This window comes from Fictibacillus halophilus (assembly GCF_042680145.1).
GTDB lineage: Bacteria > Bacillota > Bacilli > Bacillales > Fictibacillaceae > Fictibacillus > Fictibacillus halophilus_A.
This window is the reverse complement of the sequence record NZ_JBHTNQ010000001.1, coordinates 2,890,499-2,915,627: the sequence shown is the minus strand read 5'-3', so window position 1 is coordinate 2,915,627 and position 25,129 is coordinate 2,890,499. Positions and strand designations below refer to the sequence as shown.

Sequence of the window (25,129 nt, the reverse complement as noted above, 5' to 3'; positions counted from 1 at the left end):
TAATTCTATAATTAGGGTATAGTAGAAAACTGTGGGTATGAAATTCCTTTATTAACCATCTTTACCAGTAGAGAAATAAGCTGATATTTTTTTAGAATAACAGTGTAATAAGTTGGTAGGGAAAAGCTTATACATTTATTAAGAGGGGGACAACCAAACGATGGAAACTCAAGTTAATCAGAGTACAGGCAGTAAGAAACGTCCGTTGATCATTGGGCTTGCACTTATCGCGATCATCGCGATTGGAGCAACGGCATATGCAATGTTCATCGATCTATCACCGCGTGAACTTTATTTGAAATCAGAACTGAACACGTTCAAAGCGATGAACGAGTCATTTGAAGAGAGCTTTGGAGATGCATTAGCACTTTCAGAAAAGCAAATGGAAGAAGCATATAAGTCTGAAGCACGCGTTGGTGTGGAAATGGATCCGTCCATGTTAGGAGCGGGCGGAATGGAAGCGGCAATGATCGGTTCGATTCTTTCTAACAGTGAGATTAAAATGACAACACAGCACGATCCTAAGAAAGAAGAAGGGTCAGCTGATGTGGCACTTGTTTTGAACAACACAGACCTTGTAAAAGCTGAATTCTACCAAAACAATAAACAAACAGCATTAAGCGTACCTGCTGCTTACGATAAGCACGTATACTTCCCTAATAATAAATTTGGCGATGTAATGCGTAAGTTCGATCCAGCGTACGTTGGAATGGAAAAACTTCAGAACTTCTTTAAAGCGGTTGAAGGCGACTTAAGTGAAGAAGCACGCGATGAAGCGTTCGAAGAGTTTGCGAAGGTTTATGCAGACAGCGTGAAAGACGAAAACGTAACACTAAAAGAAGACGTTGACTTCAAAGGCGAGAAGCTTCGCCAGTTAACGGTTTCTCTTTCTGAAAAAGAAACAAAAACACTTTTGATTAACTTTATTGAAAAAATCGAGAACGACGAAGAAATCATGAATGCTTTAGCTGAGCAATCAGCATTGCAAGGCGGTTTTAATTTCGATATGACTTCAACAGCTCCAATGAGCGAAGAAGATGCGAAAAAAGAAATTGAAAAAATGCTGACTGATGCTAAAAAAGCAATTAATGAAGATCTAGAAATCCCTGGCGGTATGAAACAAGTTGTGATTGTTGACGGCGATGATAAAGTAGTAAGCCGCGACCTTTCAATGAAACTGGGTGCTGAAGGCGAAACAATTCCAATGAACTACAAGGCTGAAAGCTGGACGAAAGGCGATGTAACGAACTCTTCTTGGGTTCTTAACGCAGGTCCTGAAGGCGAAGCATTGCTTGTTGATGTGAAAATGGAAAGCGAGCCAAAAGGCGACGATGGCAAGAAGCGCGACATTAAAGCGAAATTCGAAGTGAACGAAAACGGCACTACTCAAGGTATCGGATTCCATGTAAAAGGTGAAGGCACTGACAAGAAGTCGAACTGGACGGTTCAGCTTGTTCCAGCAGGTGAAGCACCAATGGAACTTCCTGATATGACAATTGAAATCGAGCATAAAGCAGACCAAAATCTAGATAAAGATTATGCGAATCATGATTATAAAGTAACATTAGTAGGAAATGATCCTTCAATGGGTGACATCAATGTTGGCTTGAACATCAAGACGAAAACAACATTTGGCGACAAGCTTAAGTTCCCTGAGTTATCAGAAGATAAAGCTGTTAACGTAGCAGAGATGAGCGACGCTGAAATGATGGGCATGATGTCTGAGATCCAGCGCAACATCGAGCAATTTGTCGGTGAAAACGCTCAAATGTTCCAAGGACTTTAATATATAATAAGAAGGACAGAGATAACTTAAGACAAAGTTGATCTTTGTCCTTTTTTTAAAGGTTCAAACTTAATGCTATCGAACATTTAATGGGTATGCTTCGTTGAATAGATGATTGGAGCGTAAGGTGCGAGACTCCAGCGGGATCAGTGGGACAGGTGAGACTCCTAATGGTGCAAAGCGCCAAGGAGGCTCACCGCCCGCCCCGCGGAAAGCGAGCACCTGGAACGGAAATCAACATCTTCTAATTTTCGAATAAAACTTCTTAAGCGAAAGGAATTATGTTATGAGGCAAACGTTACTCATTGCCCATCTAACGGTAAAATGCTGGCTGAAGCAGCCGATGCCGCTGTTCGCTATGATGCTCTTTCCGCTTTTGCTGCTCGGCATCACGTATCTAGGATTGAAGCCTCTTTTAGACGAGAAAAAGTGGGTTGAGCCCTTTGCTGTCGCAATCGTGGATGAAGATAATACCTTTGAAACGAAATTATTAATGAAACAATATGAAGAATCCGAAGAGTTGCAAGCCGTACTCTCTTTTCAAAAAACAGATGGAAAAACAGCCAGTGAGATGCTGGCGGATAATGAGATTGCTGGAATGGTAATTGTGCCTGACGGGTTTACTCAAGGAATCCGCAGGGGCAAAAACATCCCAGTAACGGTGATTGGTAATCCGGAACGTCCGTTTCAAGCTGAGTTATTACAGCAAGTGATGGTATCGAACGCCAACTTAATCTCTGCGGCGCAAAGCGGAGCGAACGCAGCTTTTCATTATTTGCGAAAAATGGGGCTGAGTTCTGAGGAATTTGCGACTTACCGAGACGCGATTATTACCGATTTTACACTGCAGGCTCTTAACCGAAACAAGATCTACGAAACGGAAACTTTGAGTGCGTTTGGAGGCATTACACCTGTTGAGTTTTACAGCCTTTCAGGTGTACTGATTCTGCTTTTGATCGGTGGTTTGTTTGGTATGAGCTTAACCGCGAGAGGAGAACAGGCCGCATTAAGGGAGCGGCTTTCTCTGCAAGGTGTGCGTTCATCGGTTTTCTTTTTCGGAAACATCATATCGGTATTCATGCTGCTCGTGATTCAAAGTGTTGTATTAACACTGCTTTTTTATAGTGTTACGAAAACGTGGAGCATAGTTGCGACGGTCATTCTATTAGCCTATTGTTTAGCCGTTTCTTCATTGTTTGCCCTTTGTCATGAACTTTTTCAGCGTAACGGTGCAAAATGGGGAGCGGGAATTCTGCTGGTAGTTGGAGTGACAGCAACGAGCGGAAGTGTGTTGCCGTTATCATATTTGCCAGAACTGTGGCGCAGCGTGAGCTTTTTAAACGTACTGCATCACACGCATAATGGATTAGTAGAGACGCTATTTTCAGGTGCGGGCGAATGGAGTTTGGTCGGCACATTAATGGGATTCTCCGTTGTTTTCTGGGTCTTCGGAATCCTGATTATCACAATAAAGAAGAGGTTGCCATGGTCTGGACAATTGCCATTACACGTATAAAATTATTGCTTCAAAGTCCGTGGAGCTGGGTAGGGCTTGTTATCCCTGTACTTTTGCTCGGCTTCTTAGATCTGTCTGTTGAAAAAACGGCAAACGCAACAAAAATCCCTGTTGTGATTGTGGACGAGGACGCATCTGATTATTCCGAGACTGTTATTGAACGTGTGAGCGAGAATCCAGCTGTTGCAATTAGAGTCGTTGATCAAGAAGAGGCGCGAAACGAAATTGAGACTCAAAAAGCAGCTATCGGATTTTTGATACCAGAAGGATTTATGGAACGCATTCAAGAAAATGATGAAGACGAACTCGTGACGATGTGGCTTTCAACCGGAACCCTGTCACATGGGTTGGTCCGCGAAATTTTTGCGAGTGAAGTGAAGCGTTTATCGAGTAATTCTTACGGTGCAAATACGGTCTTAAAAACATATGGGAAAAGCGAAAAGCTGGACGCGAAAGAGCAGGCTTCCGTTTGGAAAGACGCTTGGGCATACAGTGATAAACATTGGAACCCGGTACCCCTTATGACTGTCGATTATAAGGTCGGTGCTACAAAAGAAAAAGCTCAATCCGTTGATGATCAAGCAGTATCGATTTACGTACCTGGAATGCTAGTGATGCTTATGCTGTTCAGCTTTTTATGGAACAGCTGGCCGATTAAAGACCGGGATTCAGGAATGCGCTCACGGGTGCCCTATTCAGTTGGGGGATTTACGGTTTATTGGGGAGGAAACGCGCTAGGTGTACTAATTCTTCAGCTCGAACTCCTGGTGTTGTTGGCCGGTTTTGGCTGGTGGAAAGGTGAAATAGTGGTGAATGCCTCAACGATTGTAGCATTGCTAGGATATATACTATTTTTAAATGCCTTGTCACTTTTGTTTGCTTATTTTGTTCATTCCAACCGAACGTGGCAAGCTGTAACACTCTTTGTCGTACTCGCAACATCGCTTTTAAGCGGAACTTTTTTCCCGAGTGACGAACTTTCGAGTCTTTTAGAAAAAGCAGCGCAATGGACGCCGCAATATTGGATCATCTCAGCTTTAAACCAAGAGACGCTCATGATTCCATTGGTGTTTGTCGGAATCAGCATCCTCTTATACGGACTTTCAACAATGAAGGCAGGTGACAACGCTTGATCATAGCAGAAAATCTATCAAAAAAGTTTGGACGTAAAGAAGTACTTAAAGATATAAACTTTTGTATCCAAAAAGGGGAAACTGTCGGCGTTGTTGGCCCAAACGGTGCAGGGAAGTCCACGCTTCTTAAAATTATGGCCACGATCATGAAAGGCACAAATGGTTCCGTTCAGGTCGATGGAATGGATACTAAAAAAGAGACGAAAAAGATACGTGAAAAGATCGGTTATGTACCGCAGGAGATTGCGGTGTACCACGAACTGACAGCACGCGAGAATCTTCGCTTTTTTGCGAAACTAGCTAAAAATTCTTCTGAGGAAAAATGGATGAGAAGGTGTGAGGAGTGGAAGCTGGCTGAGCATCTTGATAAAAAAGTGAAGCACCTATCCGGTGGAAACCAGCGTAAGCTCAACATCTTGATCGCCTTGCTGCATAATCCGGACATCCTGATCCTGGACGAACCGACAGTTGGGATTGATATTTCAGCAAAACAGGAAATCGTGAACGACCTAAGGCACCTCGGAAGTGAAGGGAAGACAATTCTATATTCCAGCCATGATGCACAAGAACTTGAAACACTATGCACTTCTTTCTTAATTTTAAAAGAAGGAGAACTGCTCTTTTACGGTTCGAAGCAAAAAGTAAGGCAGTTTGGGTCAGTAACACAGTCCAAGAATTTTGCGGAGACGCTTGGTGAGATAGTAGGGTAATAGATGCATGAAAGGATAACTTCAATGAGGTTATTCTTTTTTTGTTTGCTCTTAAAGATGAAACGACATCTTTTGACAAGATGGACAATATGCCTATTTTTCGTAATTGAAGCGTAAAACACAACCCTCTTTTTCTATAGTAGGATAATAATAGATTACTTGGAAAATAAAAGGGGTTAGGGATATATTATGAAAAAATGGATTACAACTACGGTTTTAGGATCGGCTTTATTATTATCACCAGTACAAGCTTTTGCAAATATCGGAGATCAGACGCTTCGTCCAACAATGACTCATTCAGATGTAAAAACACTTCAAACAATATTACGCGATAAGGGTTATTTTACATATAGCGGATCGACGACTACTTATTATGGCTCTTATACAAAGAGTGCCGTTGTTAGCTTCCAGCGTGCTAAAGGATTAACAGCTGATGGAATAGCTGGACGCACCACATTCAACAAACTAGGAGTCTATAACGTTAACAATTCCTACTTAGTAGATTATGCAAAGCGTTTTGTAGGAACGCCTTACAAGTGGGGCGGGACAACTCCTGACGGTTTCGATTGCTCTGGCTATATCAATTATGTATTTAAAAACTCTCACAGCATTTACTTGCCAAGAACAGTAAAAGATATGTGGGCGAACACAGGATATAAAGTGTACAGTCAAGCTGTTGGAGATCTAGTATTCTTTGAAACGTACGAGCCAGGTGCATCTCATATGGGAATCTACATTGGGAACGGTAAGTTCATCCACGCTGGTTCATCAACAGGTGTAACAATCTCTGAGATGGATAACAGCTATTGGAAGCCTCGTTATATTGGAACGAAACGTCTGTAACATAGTAAAGAAAAAGGAGACCGATGACTTCGGTCTCCTTTTTTTTAACAGAACAAGATTTTTGCCCAAGGATCGCAGCAGTGATGACGCTTTTTCTTTTTGACCTTTTTGCACTTCAAGACTTCAGAGCTAGAAGATGAAGAAGAAGAAGAGGAAGAAGATTCGCATTTGAAGTCATGCTTTTTCTTCTTGTCGTGCTTTTTCTTCTTGTCATGCTTTTTCTCTTTCTTGAACTTGCAGTGGTCGAAATCTCCACACTTGTAACACATAAAAAATTTCACCTCACTGGAATGATACCGATTTCCTGTATCAGGCTTCGGTTTCTCTATATAGTATGTAGGTGGAGACAAGTTGCATAGACGAATGTTGGGGTTTGAAAAAATTGGGGACATATGGGGACAGACCCGGGACAGTCCCCAAACAAATACATATTCTCTATTTTTGTTCATCCTGAGGGGACGCAGATACAATATAATCACAAAAAAGCCACGCCATTATCAAAATGGTGTGGCTTTCGTTTATTTTTTTAAGGTTGATTCGGTTCTTGTATAAACATCCCTTCTTTTGCAAAGGCAAAATGAATCGCATGCTTTAAGTTTCTAAAATAAGTGCTATCACCTAGTGAGTATTGATGCTTCGTTACTTCCATGCTCAACTCTGGTGAAATACCTACAAGTAGCGTCTCCATTCCAAACAAGCGGGCAGATGAGACGAGTTTATTTAACATATCAATCATCTCTGAATCAATCGACTTGATACCCGTCAAATCTAAGATCACAAACTTCGCTCTATGCTGCGGCAGCGATGTAAGTGTATGTTCTAACATATCTTTAGAACGCAATTCGTTATATTTACCGATTAATGGGATAACAACAATATGATCGGTTACCGGAATAATCGGGGATGAAATTTCTCTTATTAAATCAGTAAGCTCTCTTGTACGGTTTTCAACCATTGCTTCAAGTTTCATGATTTCATTTTGTTCTTCACGCTGAACCAGATCACGAATATTATCGCTCGGTGTAATATCTGTCTCTGTAATCTTTATTTTTAATAAATCAGGTATGGAGTCATCCTCTTGAACTTCATACCACATATGCGTGTCAAACAACCCAGTGAAAACACCAGCCCAGTGTCCAGGTAAGAAGCGTCCCATACGCTGGCTACCTTGTGCCTTTTTCACCTTTGTTTCCCAGCTATTTGAGATTGTAATGACTGCTTCTTTCTTTTCTATATTTACATCGATAAACGTTTTACCCCAGCCGGCTGTTACATAAATATTCGGCAGGGCTTCTATCGACTTTTTAATATCGCCAATCGTATTCTTATAAAAATCACTTACAACCAATCCGGTACGATAGCCTGCCGTTTCAAAAACAAGGTCAGCTGTACCTTCGCCAGTAATCTCTTCAATGGAATCCAGGAAAACTTTAAACGCTGAATCGATCCAAAACAGCATGACGTCTCCACCTTCAAATTGGAAGACTCCCTTAGAAGTGTCCCATTCAAAAGAAGAACCATTTACATCTACACTTTTTTGAGTATTAAATAATTCATTCGGCGTTTTATTCATCAACAAATCCTCCATAGGCTCAAAAAATACAAACACCCTTTTCTTTTACCCTTAATAGTCTTGCGTAAAACATAAGTTTTTCGACATGGGGACGGACCCGGGTCTGTCCCCAAAAAAAGACAAACCCCTTCTTTGTTCTTTCCACGAAGACATCCTGAAAAACCAAATAAAAAACCACCAGATCTCATTATCTGGTGGATAGTCTAATTTTGTTTATTCTTCCATTTATTAAACTCTAAAAACTCTTTAAATTGTTCTTTGCTTACACCGGATCCCATGGCTTCTTTAACAAGATCAGCCCATTCTTGGTCCAGGTTTTGAGTGTCAACTTCAGGTTTAATTAAGTGATCTACAGAAATATTCAAAACATCCGCAATCTTCTCGAGAAGCTGAATTGATGGGTTTTGTTGAATATTACGCTCTAAAGCACTTATATAAGATTTAGCTACCCCTGCTTTATCAGCTAAAGCCGTAATGGAGAGCCTTTTTTCAGTGCGGTATTTTTTTACTCGTTCACCAATCATATCTGTTATCCCCATTTTAGTAGTAATTTGATACCATTATATCTTTCTACAACAGGGAAGTAAATAAATACATCAGATTACTTTAACTCTTATTTCTTTAATTCATACATTTTTTCTAACATAAGCTGGGGGTTTTTAAATATTTCTATTAATTCATCTTTAGTGAAACCTTGGTCTCTAGCTTCTTTAATTAGTTCAATCCACTCGTGATCCAACGCTATGTAATTTTCCACCAAAAAATCCCTCCAGAAATTATGTAGTAATTCAGGTAACCCGGCGATCTTAGCTTATATAGCCTTAGACCCGTGGCTTTGCGCCCATATCTTTCGAAAATGTTTGCCCTTGTCCGAAGGTTTTAGGTCAATTCTCCTAACCTGTATTGATTATATCCAAGCTATTTAGAAAATGTTGTCAGAAAATGGCTGTAATGTAAATGTAATATTAAAAGTTTGGATTAACCCCTATAAAAGTAAAAAAGGGATTGCAAGGGCATTTGTTGAAAAAGTTATGGTGAAAAAGTAGAGAGGATGATTTACTTTGAATAGCAAGTTGCCTATGAAATTGTCGAATCAACTCAGTTTACCTGTCATTAATGCACCGATGTTTTTAGTATCAAGTCCTGATATGGTTATTGAAAGCTGCAAAAACGGAATTATCGGTACGTTTCCTTTATTAAATGCAAGAACATCGGAACTTTTAGAAAACTGGATGATTCGTATATCAGATGAACTTACACAAGTTCAACAATCAGATCCGAACGCCAAAATAGCTCCTTGGGGCGTAAACTTAATCGTTCATCGCACCAATAAACGTTTTGAGGAAGACATGGAGCTAATTAAAAAATACGAACCGCCTATCGTCATCACGTCTCTTGGAAACCCAAGCGATGTAGCAAAAATCGTTCACGGTTACGGGGGACTTGTTTTTTCTGATGTTATTTCATTGGACCATGCACGAAAAGCTGCAAAAACAGGCATAGATGGCCTTATTCTTGTATGCAGCGGTGCAGGAGGACATGGCGGGACACTCAATCCATTTGCCTTCTTAAAAGCTGTTAAAGAGTTTTGGGATGGAATTACGATTCTGGCAGGTGCTATATCAACAGGAGAAGAAATCTTGGCTGCTAAAATCCTTGGAGCAGACCTGGTCTATATGGGTACACGTTTTATCGCCACAGAAGAATCATCTGCAAGTGAAGAATATAGACAGATGCTGATTGAGGCCAGTTTAGAAGATCTCATCTATACGGATGCAATAAGCGGAATCAAAGGAAATTATCTATTACCATCCTTAAAAAGAGCGGGCTATGATGTGGAAAACATGCTGAAGAAAGATTCTGTCGACCTCTCATTTTCAGAATCAAAAGCAAAAGCCTGGAAAGATATCTGGTCTGCTGGACAGGGAGTAGGAAGTGTTAAGAAAATTTCAAGAGTTAAAGATGTTGTAGACGAACTCACATTAGAATATAAAAATGCCCTTCAATCACAAGAATTCTTAGAAGTAAATTAAACCAAATTAAGGAAAATGGCATTCTTTTAAAACTAAATCCCCCAAATTCACTAGAGATAAACGTGAATTTAGGGGATTTGTTTTTTTATTGATAGATTTCTAGATTCTCCTCATATTGAAGAGTTACTTCATAATTATTATCCATATCAAGTACAATGAGCATTTGTTGGGACACATCTTTATAGAAGAATTTGACGTTTGGCTTTTCTGAATAAGGTGTTCCCAGCTTAGATATCCAATTTTCCACATAAGCTCTATCCGGTGTTACATACCTTATTGATATAACTTTTCCGGCTTTACCTGGTTTGTCAAATTCCATCGATAAAACACTATTAGTCAAAGTGGATTTAATATTCCATTCTCCAGTGATGCTCGAATGATACCCCATGTCGCTGTAATTATCATATGGGCCAATTGTGTGAAGAATCTGCTCTAATGTTTTTCCAAGTGTTATTTCTTTGATATAAAAATTCGAAGCCTTACTAAGAACATCTATCGTTGTAAATGGTGTTCTTTTTTTACCATATTTCTTTTCCAACTCTGCAAGGGATTCTTTTGTTGTTTGATTTTCTTGATTAGCAGGTTCATCTTCCATTGTTTCTGTTTTATCGTCCTCTTTAGCTGTTTCCGATTGGTCTGCAGGTTGCTCATTTTGGTCAGCAATTTCCGTCGTTTCATCAGGTTTTGTTGCTGGAGCTGCGAAATCAACGTTATTTATTACAAAAGAGACAAGTGTTTTTGTACCACTAAAAATTACGATTTCGAAAGCATCCTTAAACGTATTTTCATCTACGATTCCTAAGTTAAGTTTAAGATTTTTTTTGAATGAATAAGATTCATCTGGCTTTAAAATACGATTGGGAGGTATGTCCAGACTTATGCTACTCGTACCTAAGTCGTTAGCCACGTCATCATTTAAAACATTCACTTTAACTTGGAAAGGCTCACTATCAAAATCAGTAGGATTCATAATTGTCCCTTGAATGGAGAGTTCTCGTTTTTCAACATCATACGTAACTAGACTTGATCCTTGTGTAAATTCTTGAGCATACCGAATGTCAGGTTTATTTTCTTTCTCAATCTCCATAGTGGTTTCAGGTGTTAAATAGTTATCAATCACTGTATAAGAAGTCAAGATCACACCAGCAAAAAGTGCAGCAGTTAAAAGTCTAGGTACAATATTTTTTTTCCTTCTATTGATACGGGTAGGTGATGTATTTTTAATAGCCGATAAAATATTTTGCTCATCTTTTTCAGTGAAGACCGGTGTATTGGACATTTCCTGATCGATGATTCGATTTAAATGCTTAAGACGATTCTCCATTACCTTTCACCTCCAAGCTGAAGGTATTGATCCTGCAGCAGCTTCCTTGCACGACTCAAGCGAGTTTTGACAGTCGATTCGTTCATAGAAAGAAGCTCGCATATTTCACGAATAGAAAAATCTTTATAGTAATGTAGTAAAATGATTTCGCGATATTTAATAGGAAGCGAGAGTACAGCTTGGTAGAGAAGCTGGTCTTCGCTGTCAGAAATGACACCAACTTCCGCAGAGTGAGCACTGTCTTTTTGGTCATTTGAAAACTTGTCTGTGAATGCAAGTTTTCGGTAGCTCCAGCTCTTTAAAAAATCCTTAGAGCGATTAATAGCGATTGAGTAAATCCAGCTTCGTACAGCTGAATCTCCCCGAAACGTACCTAGCTTAGTATATAGTGATACAAAAACATCCTGTGTAATATCTTCAGCTGATTGCCAGTTCTTCACGAACGTATAAACAAGACGTTTTATTTCTTCCCCATAAGTTTTCATCAGGAAAACGATCGCTTCATCGTTGCTCATCCCTGAGATGCTAACGTTTTCCTTTAACCCCTGATTCCTCACTTAACAACCCCCTGACAATTGCTTTTCCGAAAGTAAGACGAAGCAATCGTACCACAAGTTTCATTATTATAGAATATGAGTATAATTTTACCACTAAATTGTCGGGGGTCAGTCCCCACCCAAATACAAACACCACGTTTTCCCACCTCAGGAGGACACGCGCAAAATAAAAGCTGGCTTAGATAAGCCAGCTTTTACTCAATCTTTACTCTATTCCTCCATCATCTTCTCTATCTTCTTTGACAGTGCCATCTGGAAAAACACGATATGTGTACTTAAACCCATACTCTAGTAGGTTATAAAAACTAAAACTGTTTACTTTTAAGTTTTCATTCCATTCCACAAACAAAATGGTGTCAACAGTACCGTCTAGTAATCCTTTGTCATCGATAGCATCAGGGAGTTTATTTTCCGTAGAAAAAGCGTACCCAGGATCTGCTCCTATATCGAACCGCCAGAAGTTCTCATTACCTTTTGCACCCTCAACGGCTGTATATTTTTCACCGAATAGCGTAATTACTTCTTTTTGAGTCATTCCCAGCTTAAGATTCTTTTTAATTTCTTCTACTTTCATACTTTCTTCAACAGGAGTTTCACTTTTTTCTATAACGTGAATTTCTTCGATTACATGTGTTTTGACCACTTTATCATCTACGATAAAAGCAAGTTGTACCTTGTTCTCTAAGTCTTCTTTTGTTACATCTTTTAAAAGCGGCACTTCCTGTGTGAACTGAAAGACTTCGTCGTGCTGTGTGTTTGCATATCTGGCATCCTTAAAATAAAACGATAACTCTTTTATAGCACCCTCTAAATTAGGGTTTAGTATATTCGCTTTTACTGCGAATTGAGGACTTTCTTTTTCAGCAAGGTTGATAAAACCACCCCATATCTTCAAGGTGCCTGCTTCCTTATTAATCTCGACGCCGCCATTTGGATGAGTGAAATATGCATCATAAGTGTGTTCTTCAGATTTCTCTTCCTTAACCTCTCTTTCATCCGCAATCTTTTCGTTATCTTTCATATCTTTGACTTCTTTCATTTCTGGATCTTTCTTATCTTGAAAGGCCTGTTGTTTAGGCTGAAAGAATTCATCTAAGTAGGTGTAGGAGACCAGCAATAGTCCAGCAAATAACGCTACAGTCAGCAAAGCAGGGACAAACGATCTTCTCCTCCTCAATACAGGTCGTTTCTTTTGTTCATGAATTTTACGTAAAATGTACTGTTCATCCTTTTCATTAAACACAGATTCTGTAGACATTTGTTCATCTATAATTTTATTTAAGCGATTCATATGATCTCCCATGAAATGTAACCTCCTAAAGTTTCAAGGGATTTTTGCAGCAGCTTTTTTCCATCCTTAACGAGATGTTCTACTTTTGATAGCCGGATCTTTAAAATATGACCAGTTTCTGCTAAAGAAAACTGACAATAATAGTGGAGGATAATCGCTTCACGATATTTGATAGGTAAGTTCAAAATCGCTTTATACAATAATTGATCTTCTGACACGTCATCATTATTACGAGTGTGTAATTTTGATTTCCCTCTCAACACTTGCTTACGAAAAGTCCAGCTACCTAAGTACTCTTTCGTTTTTTTGATCATAATCGTATAAATCCAGGTCCGTACCGCTATATCTTCAACAAGCCGAAATCTATCAAGCTCAGCATAAGCTGTTACAAAAACGTCTTGTGTTATCGTTTCTGCCTGCTGCCAGTTCTGAACAAGCATATATACAACACGTTTAATTTCTTCTCCATACCTTCTCATTAAGTAGATGATGGCATCGTCACGATCATCAATACTTATAGAATCTCGGAACCCTTCATTTTTCACGAAAGCTAGCCTCCTTGTGATGCACATCCGATAGTAAGACGAAGCAAGTGGGAAAGTGGTTTCATAAATTAAAGTAGGAGATACATCAATATTATTAATCACCCATAATTGTATTTCATGCAGAAAAAATGCAGAAAGTATATAAGGTTAATTCTTTATAAAGAACATTAAAACGCAAATGAAAACGATAATTCAGTGACCTTAAATCAGAAATAAATAATTAAATAACAAAAAAATCTTTTGACTTTTAAAAAGTAAGGTGTTATTTTAAGAATAGATTTTGTTCTTTATAACGAACAAAATAAAAAGATAACATCTAAGGCGGTAATGTAATGAGTGCTATTGCGGGAATCTATAATTTTAATGACGAACAACCTGTTTTTCTATATGGGAAATTAATGATGGATTATTATAGCCAATTTCCTGTTGATAGCGTAGATACTTACTATAGAGAAAATTTATTTTTTGGCTGTCATGCTCAATGGATAATGCCAGAAGAAATTAATAAGAAAAAGACATTTTATGATTATGAAAAAAGGGTAGCCATTACATCTGATGCCATGCTAGATAATCGAGATGAGTTGTTTAATAAATTGAACATTCACCAATCCATGCGCAGGGATATAACCGATAACGAAATCATATTACTTGCTTACTGTATGTGGAAGGATGAAATGCCAAAACATTTAAATGGTGAGTTTGCTTTTATGATTTGGGATGAAAAAGAAGATTGTCTTTTTGGAGCCAGAGATTTTTCGGGTAAAAGAACTTTTTACTATTATCATGATGATCAAAGGATCGCGTTCTCTACTCTCTTAAATCCATTATTAAAGTTACCTTATATTTCTAATGAACTTAATAAATATTGGTTAGCGGAATTTTTGACTATAGAACATATGAACGATGTAGCAAATCCAAATATTACAGTTTACAAATATATAAATTCAGTTCCACCTTCACACACGATTAAGGTAAAGAACGGGAAAGTATCGTTATCACGTTATTTTGATATTTTAAATAACAAGCAGCTAAAGCTTAAGAATAACGATGAATATATAGAAGCCTTTCAAGATGTGTTTTCGACCGCTGTAAACTCCAGGCTTCGAACTTTTAAAAAAATAGGATCTGAATTAAGCGGAGGGTTGGACTCAGGTTCAGTTGTAAGCTTTGCTTCTAAATCATTAAAACAAATGAACAAATCGTTAACTACTTTTAGTGCAATTCCTATTCCAGAGTTTAAAGGCTGGAATTATAAAAACAGAATACCAGACGAAAGTGATTATGTTAAATCAACTGTAGAGTATGTAGGTAATATTACGGATAACTATTTAGCATTTAGAGGGCGTAATCCATATTCTGAAATTGATGATTGGCTGAATATTATGGAGATGCCATATAGGTTTTTTGAAAACTCTGTATGGATAAAAGGCATTTATGAACATGCTCAATCAGAAGGTGTAGGAATATTGTTAAATGGTCATAGAGGAAATTATACCATTTCTTGGGGTCCTGAATTAAAATATTATGCTAGTTTAATGAAAAACATGAGGTGGATAAAATTAAATAATGAGCTTAATCTCTATTCAAAAAATTTAAATGTAAAAAAATCAAAAATACTTAAAGAAGTAAGAAAAAGAGCGTTTCCAATTTTTTTCAAACAAAATGATAGCTTAGACATTATTCCTGAGGTTATTAGTGAAGAATTAGCAGATAAAACAAAAATATTTGAAAGTCTAAGAGAGCGGGGACTATATCAAGTGGACTTTTCAAATATAGATATCCATAATCTTAGGAAGCATCATTTTGAGAGTTTAAATTATTGGAATATCACGGGAACTACAGGAACTAAACTGTCCTTAAATTATTCTTTACGACCACACGACCCTACAAATGATTTACGTGTTGTGCAATTTTGCCTATCTGTTCCGATTGAACAATATATTACAAAAGGACTTGGCAGAGGGCTCATCCGAAGGGCTACTAAGGGTTACTTACCTGATAAGGTTCGTTTAAACCAGCGGTTCAGAGGGATTCAGGGGGTTGATGTTATTCAACGTATGTCTGTTCAATGGGAATCATTTATAGAAGAGGTTGATAACATGTGTTCTGATCCTATAGCTGAGGAGTTTTTAAATACAGAAGTTTTGAAAGTTGCAAAAAAAAATATAAGGAAAGATGATGCTTTTAATCCGAGTTTCAGTAATTTAACAAAAAGTATTATTTTTTACCGGTTTTTAAAAAATTTGAAAGGGGGTGAACATTATGAAAAAAGTATGGCAGGAACCAATTTTAGAAGTACTTGATATTAATATGACAATGGCTGGTCCGGGGAAAAGAATGAAAGATTTGGTGCAACAAGATCCAGATGAAGATGTTCATTATAGCTAAAAGGAATTTTTTACTTAATTATTAAATGTATAAGACCCTTATACCAATAATTCAGTATAAGGGTCTTCACCTTAAAATAGGTGAAAGGAAGTGGCAGGGTTGAATGTAATAAAACAAATACACCAATACAAATCCTTTGGTTTAAACATCACTAGTGAGATTTCCTTCCCGGAATTATATGAAATTAGCTTTGATGGTGAAGGAGATTTATTTATTGAAGTCGGTGAGTTAACTGAAGTGTTTACTGAAAAAGCGGCACCAAATAAACGAGTTGTTGTAGAAGAAAATTTAGTTTTATTTCAGGTGCCGAATTTGGCCATATTTTGTATTCGTGGTGGGAATTCAATTGTATTTTCACCTTTTCCGAATTCCGACCAAGACAAAATAAGGCTTTATTTGCTAGGAACATGTATGGGTACTATATTGCTGCAGAAAAAAACACTATGTTTACATGGGAGTGCAATAGCTATTGATGGAAAAGCTTATGCATTTGTAGGAGAATCAGGAGTTGGAAAATCGACTTTGGCTACAGCTTTTATTATGCGGGACTTTCAACTGATAAGTGATGATGTAATTGCGATAAATTTCGATGAACAAAATAGACCTTTTATTATGCCTTCATATCCTCAACAAAAACTTTGGGAACAAAGTTTAAATGAGTTTGGTTTAGATTCAAAAAGATACTTCCCGCTTTTTGAACGAGAGACAAAATTTGCAGTACCCGTTGATAATCCTATCAAAGTTCCAATCCTACTTGCGGGTGTAATTGAATTAAACGTGATAGAAAGTGATAGCATTCAATATGAAAAAATAGAGGGACTGAATAAAATTGCAACCCTTTTTCAACATACATACCGTAGCTCGTTTATTAATCGGTTAGAGCTATCAGATTGGCATTTTAAAGAAACCATAAAACTATTGAAATGCGTACAAATAAGTAAATTAGGAAGACCTAAAAATCAGTTTACTGCTCATGAATTAGTTTCATTGATTTTAAAACATATTTAAGGAGGACAAACACATGCAAAAAGTATTAACCATCTCAAAACAGTCTGTCATTCAACAAAAACAAGAAAATATTATAAGTGATATGGACGGGGAAACCGTAATGATGAGCATCCAGAACGGGAAATATTACAATTTAGGAGTTATTGGAGGAACGATCTGGAACAAATTAATAGATCCAATATCTTTTGAACACCTTATTGATGATTTGATATCTGAATTTGAGATTGAAAAAAATGAATGTGAAAGTCAAGTAATCTCTTTTCTTGAATTATTGTATGAAGAGAATCTAGTTGTTCTTTTATAAAAATTATAACGCTAGGTGTGAACAAATGAGGTTATTGCATTTTTTACGGACGTTCTACTCATTGAATCGTGGAATGAAGCTTTTATTAATGGAGGCATATTTAGAATTGGGATACGCTCGTTTAATAAAGTTGCTTCCTATGGCTAAGACTTCGAATTCATTAGGTGTTTATATGGGTGAAACAACTTATATTACAAATGAATCAGATGAATTCCTATTAATAAAGATTTCGGAAGCCATTCATATTATGAGTCGTCATACCTTTTGGGAAAGTCAATGTATGGTAAAAGCACTAGCTGGAATGAGGATGCTCAATAAACGTAGAATTGAGTGCACCATTTATTTTGGAACCGGTAAAGATCAATATGGAAAAATGTGCGCACATGCATGGTTAAGAAGTGGTTCTTTATATATTTCTGGAGCAGAAGAAATGGACAGATTTACGATAGTGGGTAAATTTGCAAAAACCGTTCAATAAAGAAGGTGGCGTAAAATGGAATGTTCGAAAACGCTTAATTTTACTAATCTATCTAAGGAATTAAAACTTCAGGTGGAACTGTTAAAATTAGATAGCTTGATTAATTTAAATATAGATTTGTTTACAAAAATTGACTGGAATGAATTTATAGCATTAACCATACACCACCGCACATTTTGTACTCTTTATAAAAAAGTAAAACATTTGAATGGTAAGTACATTCCTGATTTTGCAATACATAAATTAGAAATGCTGTATAAAAAAAATATTTATAAAATGCTACATCTATCCACTGAGATGGAGAAAGTCAATAAATTGATGATAAAAGAAGATATTAAGTTTCTTCTGTTAAAAGGTCCTGCTCTGGCTAAAGAATTATATGGAGATATTTCCCTTAGAACTTCTTGTGATATAGATTTCTTGGTTCCGATAGAAGAATTAGAAAGAATAGATACACTGTTGCAAAATGAAGGTTACGTAAAAAATGATTATTTCCGCAGTATCTTGAATGACTGGAAGTGGCGGAATCATCATGTGACCTATTTTCACCCCTCAAAAGAAGTGAAACTTGAAGTTCACTGGAGATTAAATCCTGGACCTGCAAGTGAACCTTCATTTAACGAGTTATGGGAAAGAAGAAAGATCAGTAAATTAACATCAACCCCTTTATATCTTTTGGGCAATGAGGATCTTTTCCTGTTTTTAGCTTCGCATGGAGCAAGACATGGGTGGTCCAGGTTAAGATGGCTGTTGGATATTAATCAAATAATGAAAAAAGATAACATAAATATTGAAAAGCTAAAGAAGGTAGCAGAAAAACACAACTATACACACTTATTGGGTCAGTCAATCAGGTTAACCTCTGAATTATTCGATACTCAAATAATAAAAAACCTATTGCCTTTTAATAATAATAAACGGGTGACAAGTTTAGCCAGGCTGGCAATTTTTTATTTAGAAAGAAAAGTTAACCTACATACTTATCCTGTTCCCAAAGACATATCACAGTATCACAAAAATTATTTATTCTCCATAAAATCACCTATACAAAAGCTGTTTTTTGTGATGAGTTTCTTCTATCCCTATCCAGAAGATCAAGATATTTTACCGCTGCCTAAACGATTACACTTTTTATATTTTCCTCTAAGACCATTTATTTGGTTATGGAATAAGGCAGCGCGGATTCGTTCTCAAGTCATACAATAAGGGGTATCTAATTTGAGTAATCTGTTATTTCTTGCTAAGCATATTTTTCGATTTACAGGTAATATACTTATTATTAATCTTCTGGGAACGGTATTAGTGAGTCTCTTAGAAGGAATAGGTTTATTCCTTCTACTTCCGATGCTTCAACTGAGTAATGTAATGAATGTAGCAGAAAAATCTATTTTTTCAAACCTCTATTTTTTATTTGAAAAAGCACCAGATTTTTATGGTCTATTAATTATTTTTGGACTTTACATTTTATTAGTTATAGGGCATTCATTATTACGTCGGTATCTAACATTACAAAATGTGAAAATGCTCGTCAGCTATATTAACTACATTAGAATAACGACATATAAAGGGTTATTAGAAGCAAATTGGTCTTTTTTAATGCAAAGAAGAAAATCTGACTTTATTAACGCTCTTACAGACGATTTAAATCGAGTTGCAGGCAGTACAAACCTTCTTTTTCAGCTTACAACATCCATTGTATTTACTATCGTACAATTATTGATAGCTTTTATGTTGTCGTTTAAAATCACACTATTCGCATTAAGTGCTGGTTGCATTCTTGCTTATTTTTCAAAAAAATCATTAAAAGATTCAAAAATTTTAGGTTTGAAAAAATCTGAACTAGCAAAACAATATATAGGTGGCTTAACAGATAATTTTAATGGAATAAAAGATATAAAGAGTAATAATTTAGAAACATCCAGTTATATATGGTTGAAAAAATGGACAGAACGGTATGAACAGGAGCAGTTACAGTTTAGTAAACTTATTCATAACTCTCAAATGCTTTACCAAATTATATCAGCCTCTTTAATTGCGGTTCTTATATTTTTTTCTATTATTTTATTTAAAGCCCAGTCAGGGCACCTTTTGCTGATTATTCTTATTTTTACAAGGATATGGCCAAAACTAATTGCCATACAAAATAATTTACAACAGCTTGCTTCTAATATTCCATCCATTCATTCTCTTTTACAATTACAAGAAGCCAGTAAAATGGCCAATGAACTGCAAGATATAAGCAATGAAACTAGTGGAAAACCTTTTACTATTCAGCGGAATATTGAGTGTAACAGCCTAAGTTTTAAATATGCTAAAGGGTCAGAATATGCTCTTCAAAATATCCATTTAGAAATTAAAGCAAATGAGATGACGGCAGTTGTGGGACGATCAGGTGCGGGTAAAAGTACTTTGGTAGATATTTTGATGGGACTAATGCAACCAAGTGAAGGTCAAATTTTAATAGATGGGGAAGCTGTAACAAAAGAAAATTTATTACCGCTAAGAAAAGCGATCAGCTATGTTCCGCAAGAACCATTTTTGTTTAATGGAAGTATCAGGGATAATTTATTGATGGTACATCCAAAAGCAACGGAAGATGAGCTGCGGGAAGCCTTGGAGTTCTCCGCCGCAGATTTTGTATTTAAATTACCACAAGGTCTTGAAACTTTTATTGGCGATCGAGGAGTAAGACTTTCTGGAGGAGAAAGGCAAAGAATTGTATTAGCACGGGCAATATTGAGAAAACCATCTATCTTAATATTAGATGAGGCTACAAGTGCACTTGATTCTGAGAATGAAGGGAAAATACAAGAAGCTTTAGAAAAATTAAAAGGGAAGATGACGATCATTGTCATTGCTCATCGATTATCAACGATTCGTAATGCAGATCAAATCATTGTTTTAGAAAATGGCAAGATCATTCAAAACGGAAACTATAAAAAGCTTGCTAAAGAAAAACAAAAGACATTCAGTAATTTACTTGAAAAGCAATTGGCTTCAAATAGTAAATAAAATGTCTAATTTTTCAAATGTAGGGTTGACTTGTTCTTTATATAGAACTATACTCATAGTAATAAATACTGAATATTACGTCATTTTGTCGATTAAAGTGACTTTTATGGAGTTGTATATTTTTTTTACTCATTTGGTTCTTTATTTAGAACGTTTTAATAAGATGAGATGAAGTCATATTGAATAAGGTGGTTATTATGACGGATCAAAATGCAAGTATGACTAAAGGTAAGACAAAGGTAAAAGAGATCGATTTAAAAGAGATATTTATCATTCTTAAAAGAAGACTATGGATTATTGTTTTATGTGCAATGATCATTACTGTACTTGGCGGATTATATCATAAATATACAACCACGTATTTGTATCAATCCTCCACTCGTCTTTTAATAAAAGCCAGTCCAGACCAGATGAAAACATTACTGGTTATGGCGAAAGATCCTGCCATTATGGAAAGGGTAATTTCAAATTTAAATCTACCTAGATCTCCTGAGGGATTAGCGTCTCAGATTTCAGTTAACAGTATCGGTGATTCTCAGGTTGTTTTAATTTCGGTAGTGGATAGTAACTCAACAAATGCAGCTTTGATTGCAAATAATACTGCTGAAATTTTTAAAGAAGAGATCGCAAAAATCCTGAACTTTAAAGATATACAGTTATTAAAAGAAGCAAAAGAAAACTCTTATCCAATCAATGATAATAAGGTTCGTTTTTTATTGATATCTATGATCATGGGAATTGTTGTCGGTATTGGATATGTGTTTTTCTTAAATTCTCTCGATGAAACGGTAAAAAACGAAGAAGAAATAGAAGAATTAACTGGATTGCCTGTGATCGGGAACATATCAAAAATTACAAAGAAAAATCTCAAGACAGATGTTCACATAAATGAAGAAGTCAAAGTTAGAGGTGAAACAGTTGGGATTCAATAAAAGAAATCCTGTAGCAGCTAAAATGAGAAGTTTGCTCTCCTATACCAATCCCTTTTCTAGTATTGCTGAACAATATAGAAGTACACGTACAAATCTATATTTTCTTACAAAAAAAAGCGGAAAGAAGATATTGCTGTTTACTTCTCCCAAAACAGGAGCAGGTAAAACGACTACCCTTATTAATCTTGCAATATCGATGGTGAAAGGCAATGAAAAAGTATTAATCATCGATGCCAACTTTAGAAACCCTTCTATTCATACTCTTCTTAAATTACATAACAGAACAGGGTTAATAGACGTATTAAAAGAGATTCATCCTTTTGAAAATGTGGTTCATCAAACGTATATAGAAGGCTTAGATGTTTTAACAAGCGGTGATACACGTACAAGCGCACTAGAGGAATTGGGAACAGATAGAATGACAGATTTGTTGAATACCATTTCAGCAAATTATGACACGGTCCTAATTGACGCTCCTTCTATACTTGAAGCTGCTGAAGCAAGATTTCTAGCAAGTAAAAGTGACGGTGTAATTTTAATTACAAACAAATATGTCACAAAAATTGAAGAAATAGCTAAAACTCAAAAGGCATTAGAAGTTGCTAAAGCAACTATCATTGGTGTCGTTTTAAATGAAAAGAACAATTCATTTCTAGAAGAATATTTTTTTTAACACCTTGTTCTTTATTTAGAACAAAAAGTAATTTAAAAAGAATTTCGGTGATGTCTGCTTATCGTTAACAATGCAGGCACTCGATCATGCTGTGGGTAGTTTTACCTTAGACGCCAGTCGTCGATGGTGTGATGTGAGGGCGGGTTGAATGCCCATTATTATTTAAAGTTTTTAAACATGCACACTTATTTTACAAGAGTGTATCTTTAAACACTTTAACAAACGAAACCACATTTTAAAAGGAAAGGGGGAGAAAGATGACATACAAGCAAAGGATGTCATTATTTTTACTCATTGATTCATGTATTGTTGTGACCGCAGTATATTTTAGTCTTTTCTTAGTAAGCGCAGATTTGCATGTTATTACATCCAGTGTTTCTTTAAGCGCCATGACACTTATAGTTAGTCATCATTTTTTTGCTCTGCGTTTAAATTTATACAAAAAAGTTTGGGAGTACGCAAGTGTTGGGGAGTTAATCATCATATTTAATGTAGTCACTTGTTCAATCATCATAACAGGCATTTTTCAACAGTTTGTATTGAAAGAAACGCAATTTCGTTTATTGTTAGTCACTTGGCTGCTCCATATGCTTTTAATTGGGGGGTCACGTTTTTGTTGGAGGCTTTACCGAGATTCACTTAATAAAAGGTTGGATCATAGAAAGAGAACGTTAATTATTGGTGCCGGATCAGCAGGAACGATGGTGGCTAGACAACTATTGAAAAATAAAGAATCTTATCTCTTGCCAGTCGGGTTTATTGATGACGACACAAAAAAACATCAGCTTGATATCTTTAGTATTCCTGTTCTAGGCGGAGTAAGACAAATAGAAAAAATTGTTCAAGAGTCTAATATTGAAAACATTGTAATTGCTATTCCTTCTTTAAGTAAAAGAGAGTTAAATACGATTTTTCAAGAATGTGCAAAAACAAAGGCAAAAACGAAAATCCTGCCCATGCTTGAAGACTTAGTAACCGGAAAAGTATCTGTGAACCAGTTTAGAGATGTTCGTGTCGAAGATCTCCTTGGAAGAGACCCTGTGGAATTGGATTTAGAAATAATCTCAGATAATATTTCTGACAAAATTGTATTGGTAACAGGTGCTGGAGGTTCGATAGGTTCAGAGATTTGCCGGCAAATTTCAAAATTTAGCCCAAAACAATTGATACTTTTAGGTCACGGTGAAAATAGTATCTATACCATAGAAATGAATTTAAAAGAACTTTTTAGAGATAGCAGCATCCAGTTTATAACCGAGATCGCTGAGTTGCAGGATGCAAAAAAGATGATGGATGTGATGAGTACATATCAGCCTGATGTAGTTTATCATGCAGCCGCACATAAGCACGTGCCTTTAATGGAACGGAATCCGGAAGAAGCTGTTAAAAATAACATAATTGGAACTTTAAATGTAGCTACCGCAGCCAGTTGGAGCGGTGTAAATACGTTTGTCATGATATCTTCCGATAAAGCGGTCAATCCAACGAGCGTGATGGGTGCTACAAAAAGATTAGCCGAAATGATCATCCAAGATTTAAACAATAAAAGTGATACTAAATTTGTAGCTGTTCGTTTCGGAAATGTATTAGGCAGCAGGGGAAGCGTAATACCACATTTTAAGAAGCAAATCGAAAAAGGTGGACCCGTAACGGTTACACACCCTGACATGGTCCGCTATTTTATGACGATTCCAGAGGCTTCGCGTCTGGTCATACAGGCTGGAGCATTAGCAAAAGGTGGAGAGATCTTTGTATTAGACATGGGAGAACCTGTGAAAATTGTAGATCTTGCCACAAACCTTATTAAATTATCCGGTTATTCTAATGAAGAAATTGGTATTGAATTCTCAGGTATTCGACCAGGTGAAAAATTATATGAAGAATTATTGGAGAAAACAGAAATACACGACAAACAAATCTATCCTAAAATTTATATTGGAAAAACCTCGCAATTATATATGGAAGAGGTTGAAGAATTAATCACCTCCTTACAAGAAATGAATAAGGAAGAAATTCGAGCAAAACTCTTAGAATTAGCAAATAAACGTGAAGTATCTGAATCGTTAATGACCTTATCAAGTTAAAAAGGAGCCCACATAATGAAAGTGAAAAAAGCGATAATTCCAGCTGCAGGTCTTGGAACAAGATTTTTACCAGCCACAAAAGCTATGCCAAAGGAAATGCTGCCGATCGTAGATAAGCCCACGATCCAATATATTGTAGAAGAAGCGGTTCAATCGGGTATAGAGGATATTATTATCGTTACTGGTAAAGGAAAAAGAGCGATTGAAGACCATTTTGATCATTCGTTTGAACTAGAACAAAATTTACTTGAAAAAGGGAAGCTGGAATTACTTGAGGAAGTTCAGAAATCATCAAAACTCGTTGATATCCACTATATTAGACAAAAAGAACCAAGAGGATTAGGTCATGCGATTTGGTGTGCACGTAAATTTATCGGCAATGAACCATTTGCTGTTTTACTTGGTGATGATATTGTAAAGGCTCAAACACCTTGTTTACAGCAAATGATAGAACAATATGATAGATACCGGTCTTCCATAATTGGTGTACAACAAGTACCTGACAATCAAGTCTCTAGATACGGTATCATCGATGGTCAAAATTTAACTGATCGTTTGTACACTGTCAGCCATTTAGTTGAAAAACCAAAACAACTTGAAGCGCCATCCAATATTGCCATCATGGGGAGATATATTTTAAATCCACGAATTTTTGACTTATTAGAAAATCAAAAGCCAGGTGCGGGTGGAGAAATTCAATTAACAGATGCAATCGCAGAACTAAACCACTTTGAAGCGGTATATGCTTATAATTTTGAAGGAACCAGATATGATGTAGGAGAAAAGCTGGGTTTTATCCAAACAACGATAGATTTTGCTCTTCAACGTGAGGAATTAAAATATGATTTGTTAGATTACTTTTCAAATATTATCGATCAGGAAAAAACTAAGTTAATAAACAAATAAAAAGAAGGTGAATTCAACTCACCTTCTTTTTTA

At 36.4% G+C, this 25,129-nt stretch carries 24 protein-coding genes and 1 riboswitch; of the genes, 17 read left to right on the top strand and 7 right to left on the bottom strand.

The window, feature by feature from the left end:
* The first annotated feature begins 160 nt into the window (after nucleotides 1–160).
* The 5 genes from ACFQ4X_RS14695 (at nucleotide 161) to ACFQ4X_RS14675 (ending at nucleotide 5,988) form a co-directional block, all read left to right on the top strand.
* Nucleotides 161–1,786 (top strand): hypothetical protein, encoded by a 1,626-nt coding sequence (locus ACFQ4X_RS14695; RefSeq protein WP_379836352.1) that lies wholly within the window; start codon nucleotides 161–163, stop codon nucleotides 1,784–1,786.
* A gap of 286 nt (nucleotides 1,787–2,072) precedes the next feature.
* Entirely contained in the window at nucleotides 2,073–3,302 is a 1,230-nt protein-coding gene (locus tag ACFQ4X_RS14690) for an ABC transporter permease (protein ID WP_379836350.1), read from the top strand.
* Nucleotides 3,272–4,435, top strand: coding sequence for an ABC transporter permease (locus ACFQ4X_RS14685; RefSeq protein WP_379836348.1), 1,164 nt, complete (start codon nucleotides 3,272–3,274; stop codon nucleotides 4,433–4,435). Before ACFQ4X_RS14690 ends, ACFQ4X_RS14685 begins: the two co-directional genes overlap by 31 nt.
* Nucleotides 4,432–5,145 (top strand): ABC transporter ATP-binding protein, encoded by a 714-nt coding sequence (locus ACFQ4X_RS14680; RefSeq protein ID WP_379836346.1) that lies wholly within the window; start codon nucleotides 4,432–4,434, stop codon nucleotides 5,143–5,145. The genes ACFQ4X_RS14685 and ACFQ4X_RS14680 overlap by 4 nt, the downstream gene beginning before the upstream one ends.
* 189 nt (nucleotides 5,146–5,334) lie before the next feature.
* Nucleotides 5,335–5,988: an NlpC/P60 family protein gene (locus ACFQ4X_RS14675; RefSeq protein ID WP_379836344.1), complete on the top strand. Its 654-nt coding sequence runs from the start codon at nucleotides 5,335–5,337 to the stop codon at nucleotides 5,986–5,988.
* A 526-nt stretch (nucleotides 5,989–6,514) separates the two neighbouring features.
* On the opposite strand, the gene ACFQ4X_RS14670 is transcribed toward ACFQ4X_RS14675, so the two are convergent.
* The 3 genes from ACFQ4X_RS14670 to sinI all read right to left on the bottom strand — a co-directional run bounded on the left by ACFQ4X_RS14670 (nucleotide 6,515) and on the right by sinI (nucleotide 8,318).
* On the bottom strand, nucleotides 6,515–7,561 hold the full coding sequence (locus ACFQ4X_RS14670; RefSeq protein ID WP_379836342.1) for an STAS domain-containing protein: 1,047 nt from the start codon (nucleotides 7,559–7,561) through the stop codon (nucleotides 6,515–6,517).
* A gap of 203 nt (nucleotides 7,562–7,764) precedes the next feature.
* Nucleotides 7,765–8,085 carry a helix-turn-helix domain-containing protein gene (locus ACFQ4X_RS14665; RefSeq protein ID WP_077360406.1) on the bottom strand — a complete coding sequence of 107 codons (321 nt, stop codon included), beginning with the start codon at nucleotides 8,083–8,085 and terminating at the stop codon, nucleotides 7,765–7,767.
* An 89-nt stretch (nucleotides 8,086–8,174) separates the two neighbouring features.
* Nucleotides 8,175–8,318 carry a DNA-binding anti-repressor SinI gene (gene sinI, locus ACFQ4X_RS14660; RefSeq protein WP_245801964.1) on the bottom strand — a complete coding sequence of 48 codons (144 nt, stop codon included), beginning with the start codon at nucleotides 8,316–8,318 and terminating at the stop codon, nucleotides 8,175–8,177.
* A gap of 31 nt (nucleotides 8,319–8,349) precedes the next feature.
* A riboswitch (cyclic di-GMP riboswitch) is annotated at nucleotides 8,350–8,436 on the bottom strand.
* Nucleotides 8,437–8,622: 186 nt separating this feature from the next.
* On the opposite strand from sinI, the gene ACFQ4X_RS14655 reads away from it, so the two are divergent.
* Nucleotides 8,623–9,594 carry an NAD(P)H-dependent flavin oxidoreductase gene (locus ACFQ4X_RS14655; RefSeq protein WP_379836339.1) on the top strand — a complete coding sequence of 324 codons (972 nt, stop codon included), beginning with the start codon at nucleotides 8,623–8,625 and terminating at the stop codon, nucleotides 9,592–9,594.
* Between the two features lie 85 nt (nucleotides 9,595–9,679).
* Here the strand turns inward: ACFQ4X_RS14655 and ACFQ4X_RS14650 are convergent, their stop codons facing one another.
* The 4 genes from ACFQ4X_RS14650 to ACFQ4X_RS14635 all read right to left on the bottom strand — a co-directional run bounded on the left by ACFQ4X_RS14650 (nucleotide 9,680) and on the right by ACFQ4X_RS14635 (nucleotide 13,311).
* Nucleotides 9,680–10,918, bottom strand: a complete 1,239-nt coding sequence (locus tag ACFQ4X_RS14650) for a hypothetical protein (RefSeq protein ID WP_379836337.1) — start codon at nucleotides 10,916–10,918, stop codon at nucleotides 9,680–9,682.
* Nucleotides 10,918–11,475, bottom strand: coding sequence for a sigma-70 family RNA polymerase sigma factor (locus ACFQ4X_RS14645; RefSeq protein ID WP_379836335.1), 558 nt, complete (start codon nucleotides 11,473–11,475; stop codon nucleotides 10,918–10,920). Before ACFQ4X_RS14645 ends, ACFQ4X_RS14650 begins: the two co-directional genes overlap by 1 nt.
* Nucleotides 11,476–11,680: 205 nt before the next feature.
* Nucleotides 11,681–12,778 (bottom strand): hypothetical protein, encoded by a 1,098-nt coding sequence (locus ACFQ4X_RS14640; protein WP_379836333.1) that lies wholly within the window; start codon nucleotides 12,776–12,778, stop codon nucleotides 11,681–11,683.
* The gene (locus ACFQ4X_RS14635) at nucleotides 12,763–13,311 is read right to left on the bottom strand and encodes a sigma-70 family RNA polymerase sigma factor (protein ID WP_379836331.1); all 549 of its coding nucleotides are present in this window, start codon (nucleotides 13,309–13,311) and stop codon (nucleotides 12,763–12,765) included. Before ACFQ4X_RS14635 ends, ACFQ4X_RS14640 begins: the two co-directional genes overlap by 16 nt.
* A gap of 332 nt (nucleotides 13,312–13,643) precedes the next feature.
* Between ACFQ4X_RS14635 and ACFQ4X_RS14630 the strand changes: the two genes are divergently transcribed.
* From ACFQ4X_RS14630 to galU, 11 genes are all read left to right on the top strand, one after another.
* A complete protein-coding gene (locus ACFQ4X_RS14630) occupies nucleotides 13,644–15,614 on the top strand; it encodes an asparagine synthase-related protein (RefSeq protein ID WP_379836329.1) in 1,971 nt (656 codons plus the stop codon).
* A complete protein-coding gene (locus ACFQ4X_RS14625) occupies nucleotides 15,574–15,699 on the top strand; it encodes a paeninodin family lasso peptide (RefSeq protein WP_379836327.1) in 126 nt (41 codons plus the stop codon). The genes ACFQ4X_RS14630 and ACFQ4X_RS14625 overlap by 41 nt, the downstream gene beginning before the upstream one ends.
* Before the next feature lie 90 nt (nucleotides 15,700–15,789).
* Nucleotides 15,790–16,707 carry an aldolase gene (locus tag ACFQ4X_RS14620; RefSeq protein WP_379836325.1) on the top strand — a complete coding sequence of 306 codons (918 nt, stop codon included), beginning with the start codon at nucleotides 15,790–15,792 and terminating at the stop codon, nucleotides 16,705–16,707.
* A gap of 13 nt (nucleotides 16,708–16,720) precedes the next feature.
* Nucleotides 16,721–17,011 (top strand): lasso peptide biosynthesis PqqD family chaperone, encoded by a 291-nt coding sequence (locus ACFQ4X_RS14615; protein ID WP_379836323.1) that lies wholly within the window; start codon nucleotides 16,721–16,723, stop codon nucleotides 17,009–17,011.
* Nucleotides 17,012–17,036: 25 nt separating this feature from the next.
* Complete coding sequence (locus ACFQ4X_RS14610) at nucleotides 17,037–17,489, top strand: lasso peptide biosynthesis B2 protein (RefSeq protein ID WP_379836321.1); 453 nt, start codon at nucleotides 17,037–17,039, stop codon at nucleotides 17,487–17,489.
* A gap of 15 nt (nucleotides 17,490–17,504) precedes the next feature.
* Nucleotides 17,505–18,695: a nucleotidyltransferase domain-containing protein gene (locus ACFQ4X_RS14605; RefSeq protein ID WP_379836319.1), complete on the top strand. Its 1,191-nt coding sequence runs from the start codon at nucleotides 17,505–17,507 to the stop codon at nucleotides 18,693–18,695.
* A 12-nt stretch (nucleotides 18,696–18,707) separates the two neighbouring features.
* On the top strand, nucleotides 18,708–20,501 hold the full coding sequence (locus ACFQ4X_RS14600) for an ABC transporter ATP-binding protein (protein ID WP_379836317.1): 1,794 nt from the start codon (nucleotides 18,708–18,710) through the stop codon (nucleotides 20,499–20,501).
* A gap of 197 nt (nucleotides 20,502–20,698) precedes the next feature.
* Nucleotides 20,699–21,433: a YveK family protein gene (locus ACFQ4X_RS14595; RefSeq protein WP_379836315.1), complete on the top strand. Its 735-nt coding sequence runs from the start codon at nucleotides 20,699–20,701 to the stop codon at nucleotides 21,431–21,433.
* Complete coding sequence (locus tag ACFQ4X_RS14590; RefSeq protein ID WP_379836313.1) at nucleotides 21,420–22,106, top strand: CpsD/CapB family tyrosine-protein kinase; 687 nt, start codon at nucleotides 21,420–21,422, stop codon at nucleotides 22,104–22,106. The genes ACFQ4X_RS14595 and ACFQ4X_RS14590 overlap by 14 nt, the downstream gene beginning before the upstream one ends.
* A gap of 257 nt (nucleotides 22,107–22,363) precedes the next feature.
* Entirely contained in the window at nucleotides 22,364–24,190 is a 1,827-nt protein-coding gene (locus tag ACFQ4X_RS14585) for a polysaccharide biosynthesis protein (RefSeq protein ID WP_379836311.1), read from the top strand.
* Between the two features lie 15 nt (nucleotides 24,191–24,205).
* The gene (gene galU, locus ACFQ4X_RS14580) at nucleotides 24,206–25,096 is read left to right on the top strand and encodes a UTP--glucose-1-phosphate uridylyltransferase GalU (protein ID WP_379836309.1); all 891 of its coding nucleotides are present in this window, start codon (nucleotides 24,206–24,208) and stop codon (nucleotides 25,094–25,096) included.
* Nucleotides 25,097–25,129 lie beyond the last annotated feature (33 nt).

What these genes read in the sequence shown, in the direction of transcription:
- ACFQ4X_RS14695 (WP_379836352.1), top strand. Translation starts at nt 161, where the DNA reads ATGGAAACTCAAGTTAATCAGAGTACAGGCAGTAAGAAACGTCCGTTG.
- ACFQ4X_RS14690 (WP_379836350.1), top strand. Translation starts at nt 2,073, where the DNA reads ATGAGGCAAACGTTACTCATTGCCCATCTAACGGTAAAATGCTGGCTG.
- ACFQ4X_RS14685 (WP_379836348.1), top strand. Translation starts at nt 3,272, where the DNA reads ATGGTCTGGACAATTGCCATTACACGTATAAAATTATTGCTTCAAAGT.
- ACFQ4X_RS14675 (WP_379836344.1), top strand. Translation starts at nt 5,335, where the DNA reads ATGAAAAAATGGATTACAACTACGGTTTTAGGATCGGCTTTATTATTA.
- ACFQ4X_RS14670 (WP_379836342.1), bottom strand. Translation starts at nt 7,561, where the DNA reads ATGAATAAAACGCCGAATGAATTATTTAATACTCAAAAAAGTGTAGAT.
- ACFQ4X_RS14665 (WP_077360406.1), bottom strand. Translation starts at nt 8,085, where the DNA reads ATGATTGGTGAACGAGTAAAAAAATACCGCACTGAAAAAAGGCTCTCC.
- ACFQ4X_RS14650 (WP_379836337.1), bottom strand. Translation starts at nt 10,918, where the DNA reads ATGGAGAATCGTCTTAAGCATTTAAATCGAATCATCGATCAGGAAATG.
- ACFQ4X_RS14640 (WP_379836333.1), bottom strand. Translation starts at nt 12,778, where the DNA reads ATGGGAGATCATATGAATCGCTTAAATAAAATTATAGATGAACAAATG.
- ACFQ4X_RS14630 (WP_379836329.1), top strand. Translation starts at nt 13,644, where the DNA reads ATGAGTGCTATTGCGGGAATCTATAATTTTAATGACGAACAACCTGTT.
- ACFQ4X_RS14625 (WP_379836327.1), top strand. Translation starts at nt 15,574, where the DNA reads ATGAAAAAAGTATGGCAGGAACCAATTTTAGAAGTACTTGATATTAAT.
- ACFQ4X_RS14615 (WP_379836323.1), top strand. Translation starts at nt 16,721, where the DNA reads ATGCAAAAAGTATTAACCATCTCAAAACAGTCTGTCATTCAACAAAAA.
- ACFQ4X_RS14610 (WP_379836321.1), top strand. Translation starts at nt 17,037, where the DNA reads ATGAGGTTATTGCATTTTTTACGGACGTTCTACTCATTGAATCGTGGA.
- ACFQ4X_RS14605 (WP_379836319.1), top strand. Translation starts at nt 17,505, where the DNA reads ATGGAATGTTCGAAAACGCTTAATTTTACTAATCTATCTAAGGAATTA.
- ACFQ4X_RS14595 (WP_379836315.1), top strand. Translation starts at nt 20,699, where the DNA reads ATGACGGATCAAAATGCAAGTATGACTAAAGGTAAGACAAAGGTAAAA.
- ACFQ4X_RS14585 (WP_379836311.1), top strand. Translation starts at nt 22,364, where the DNA reads ATGACATACAAGCAAAGGATGTCATTATTTTTACTCATTGATTCATGT.
- galU (WP_379836309.1), top strand. Translation starts at nt 24,206, where the DNA reads ATGAAAGTGAAAAAAGCGATAATTCCAGCTGCAGGTCTTGGAACAAGA.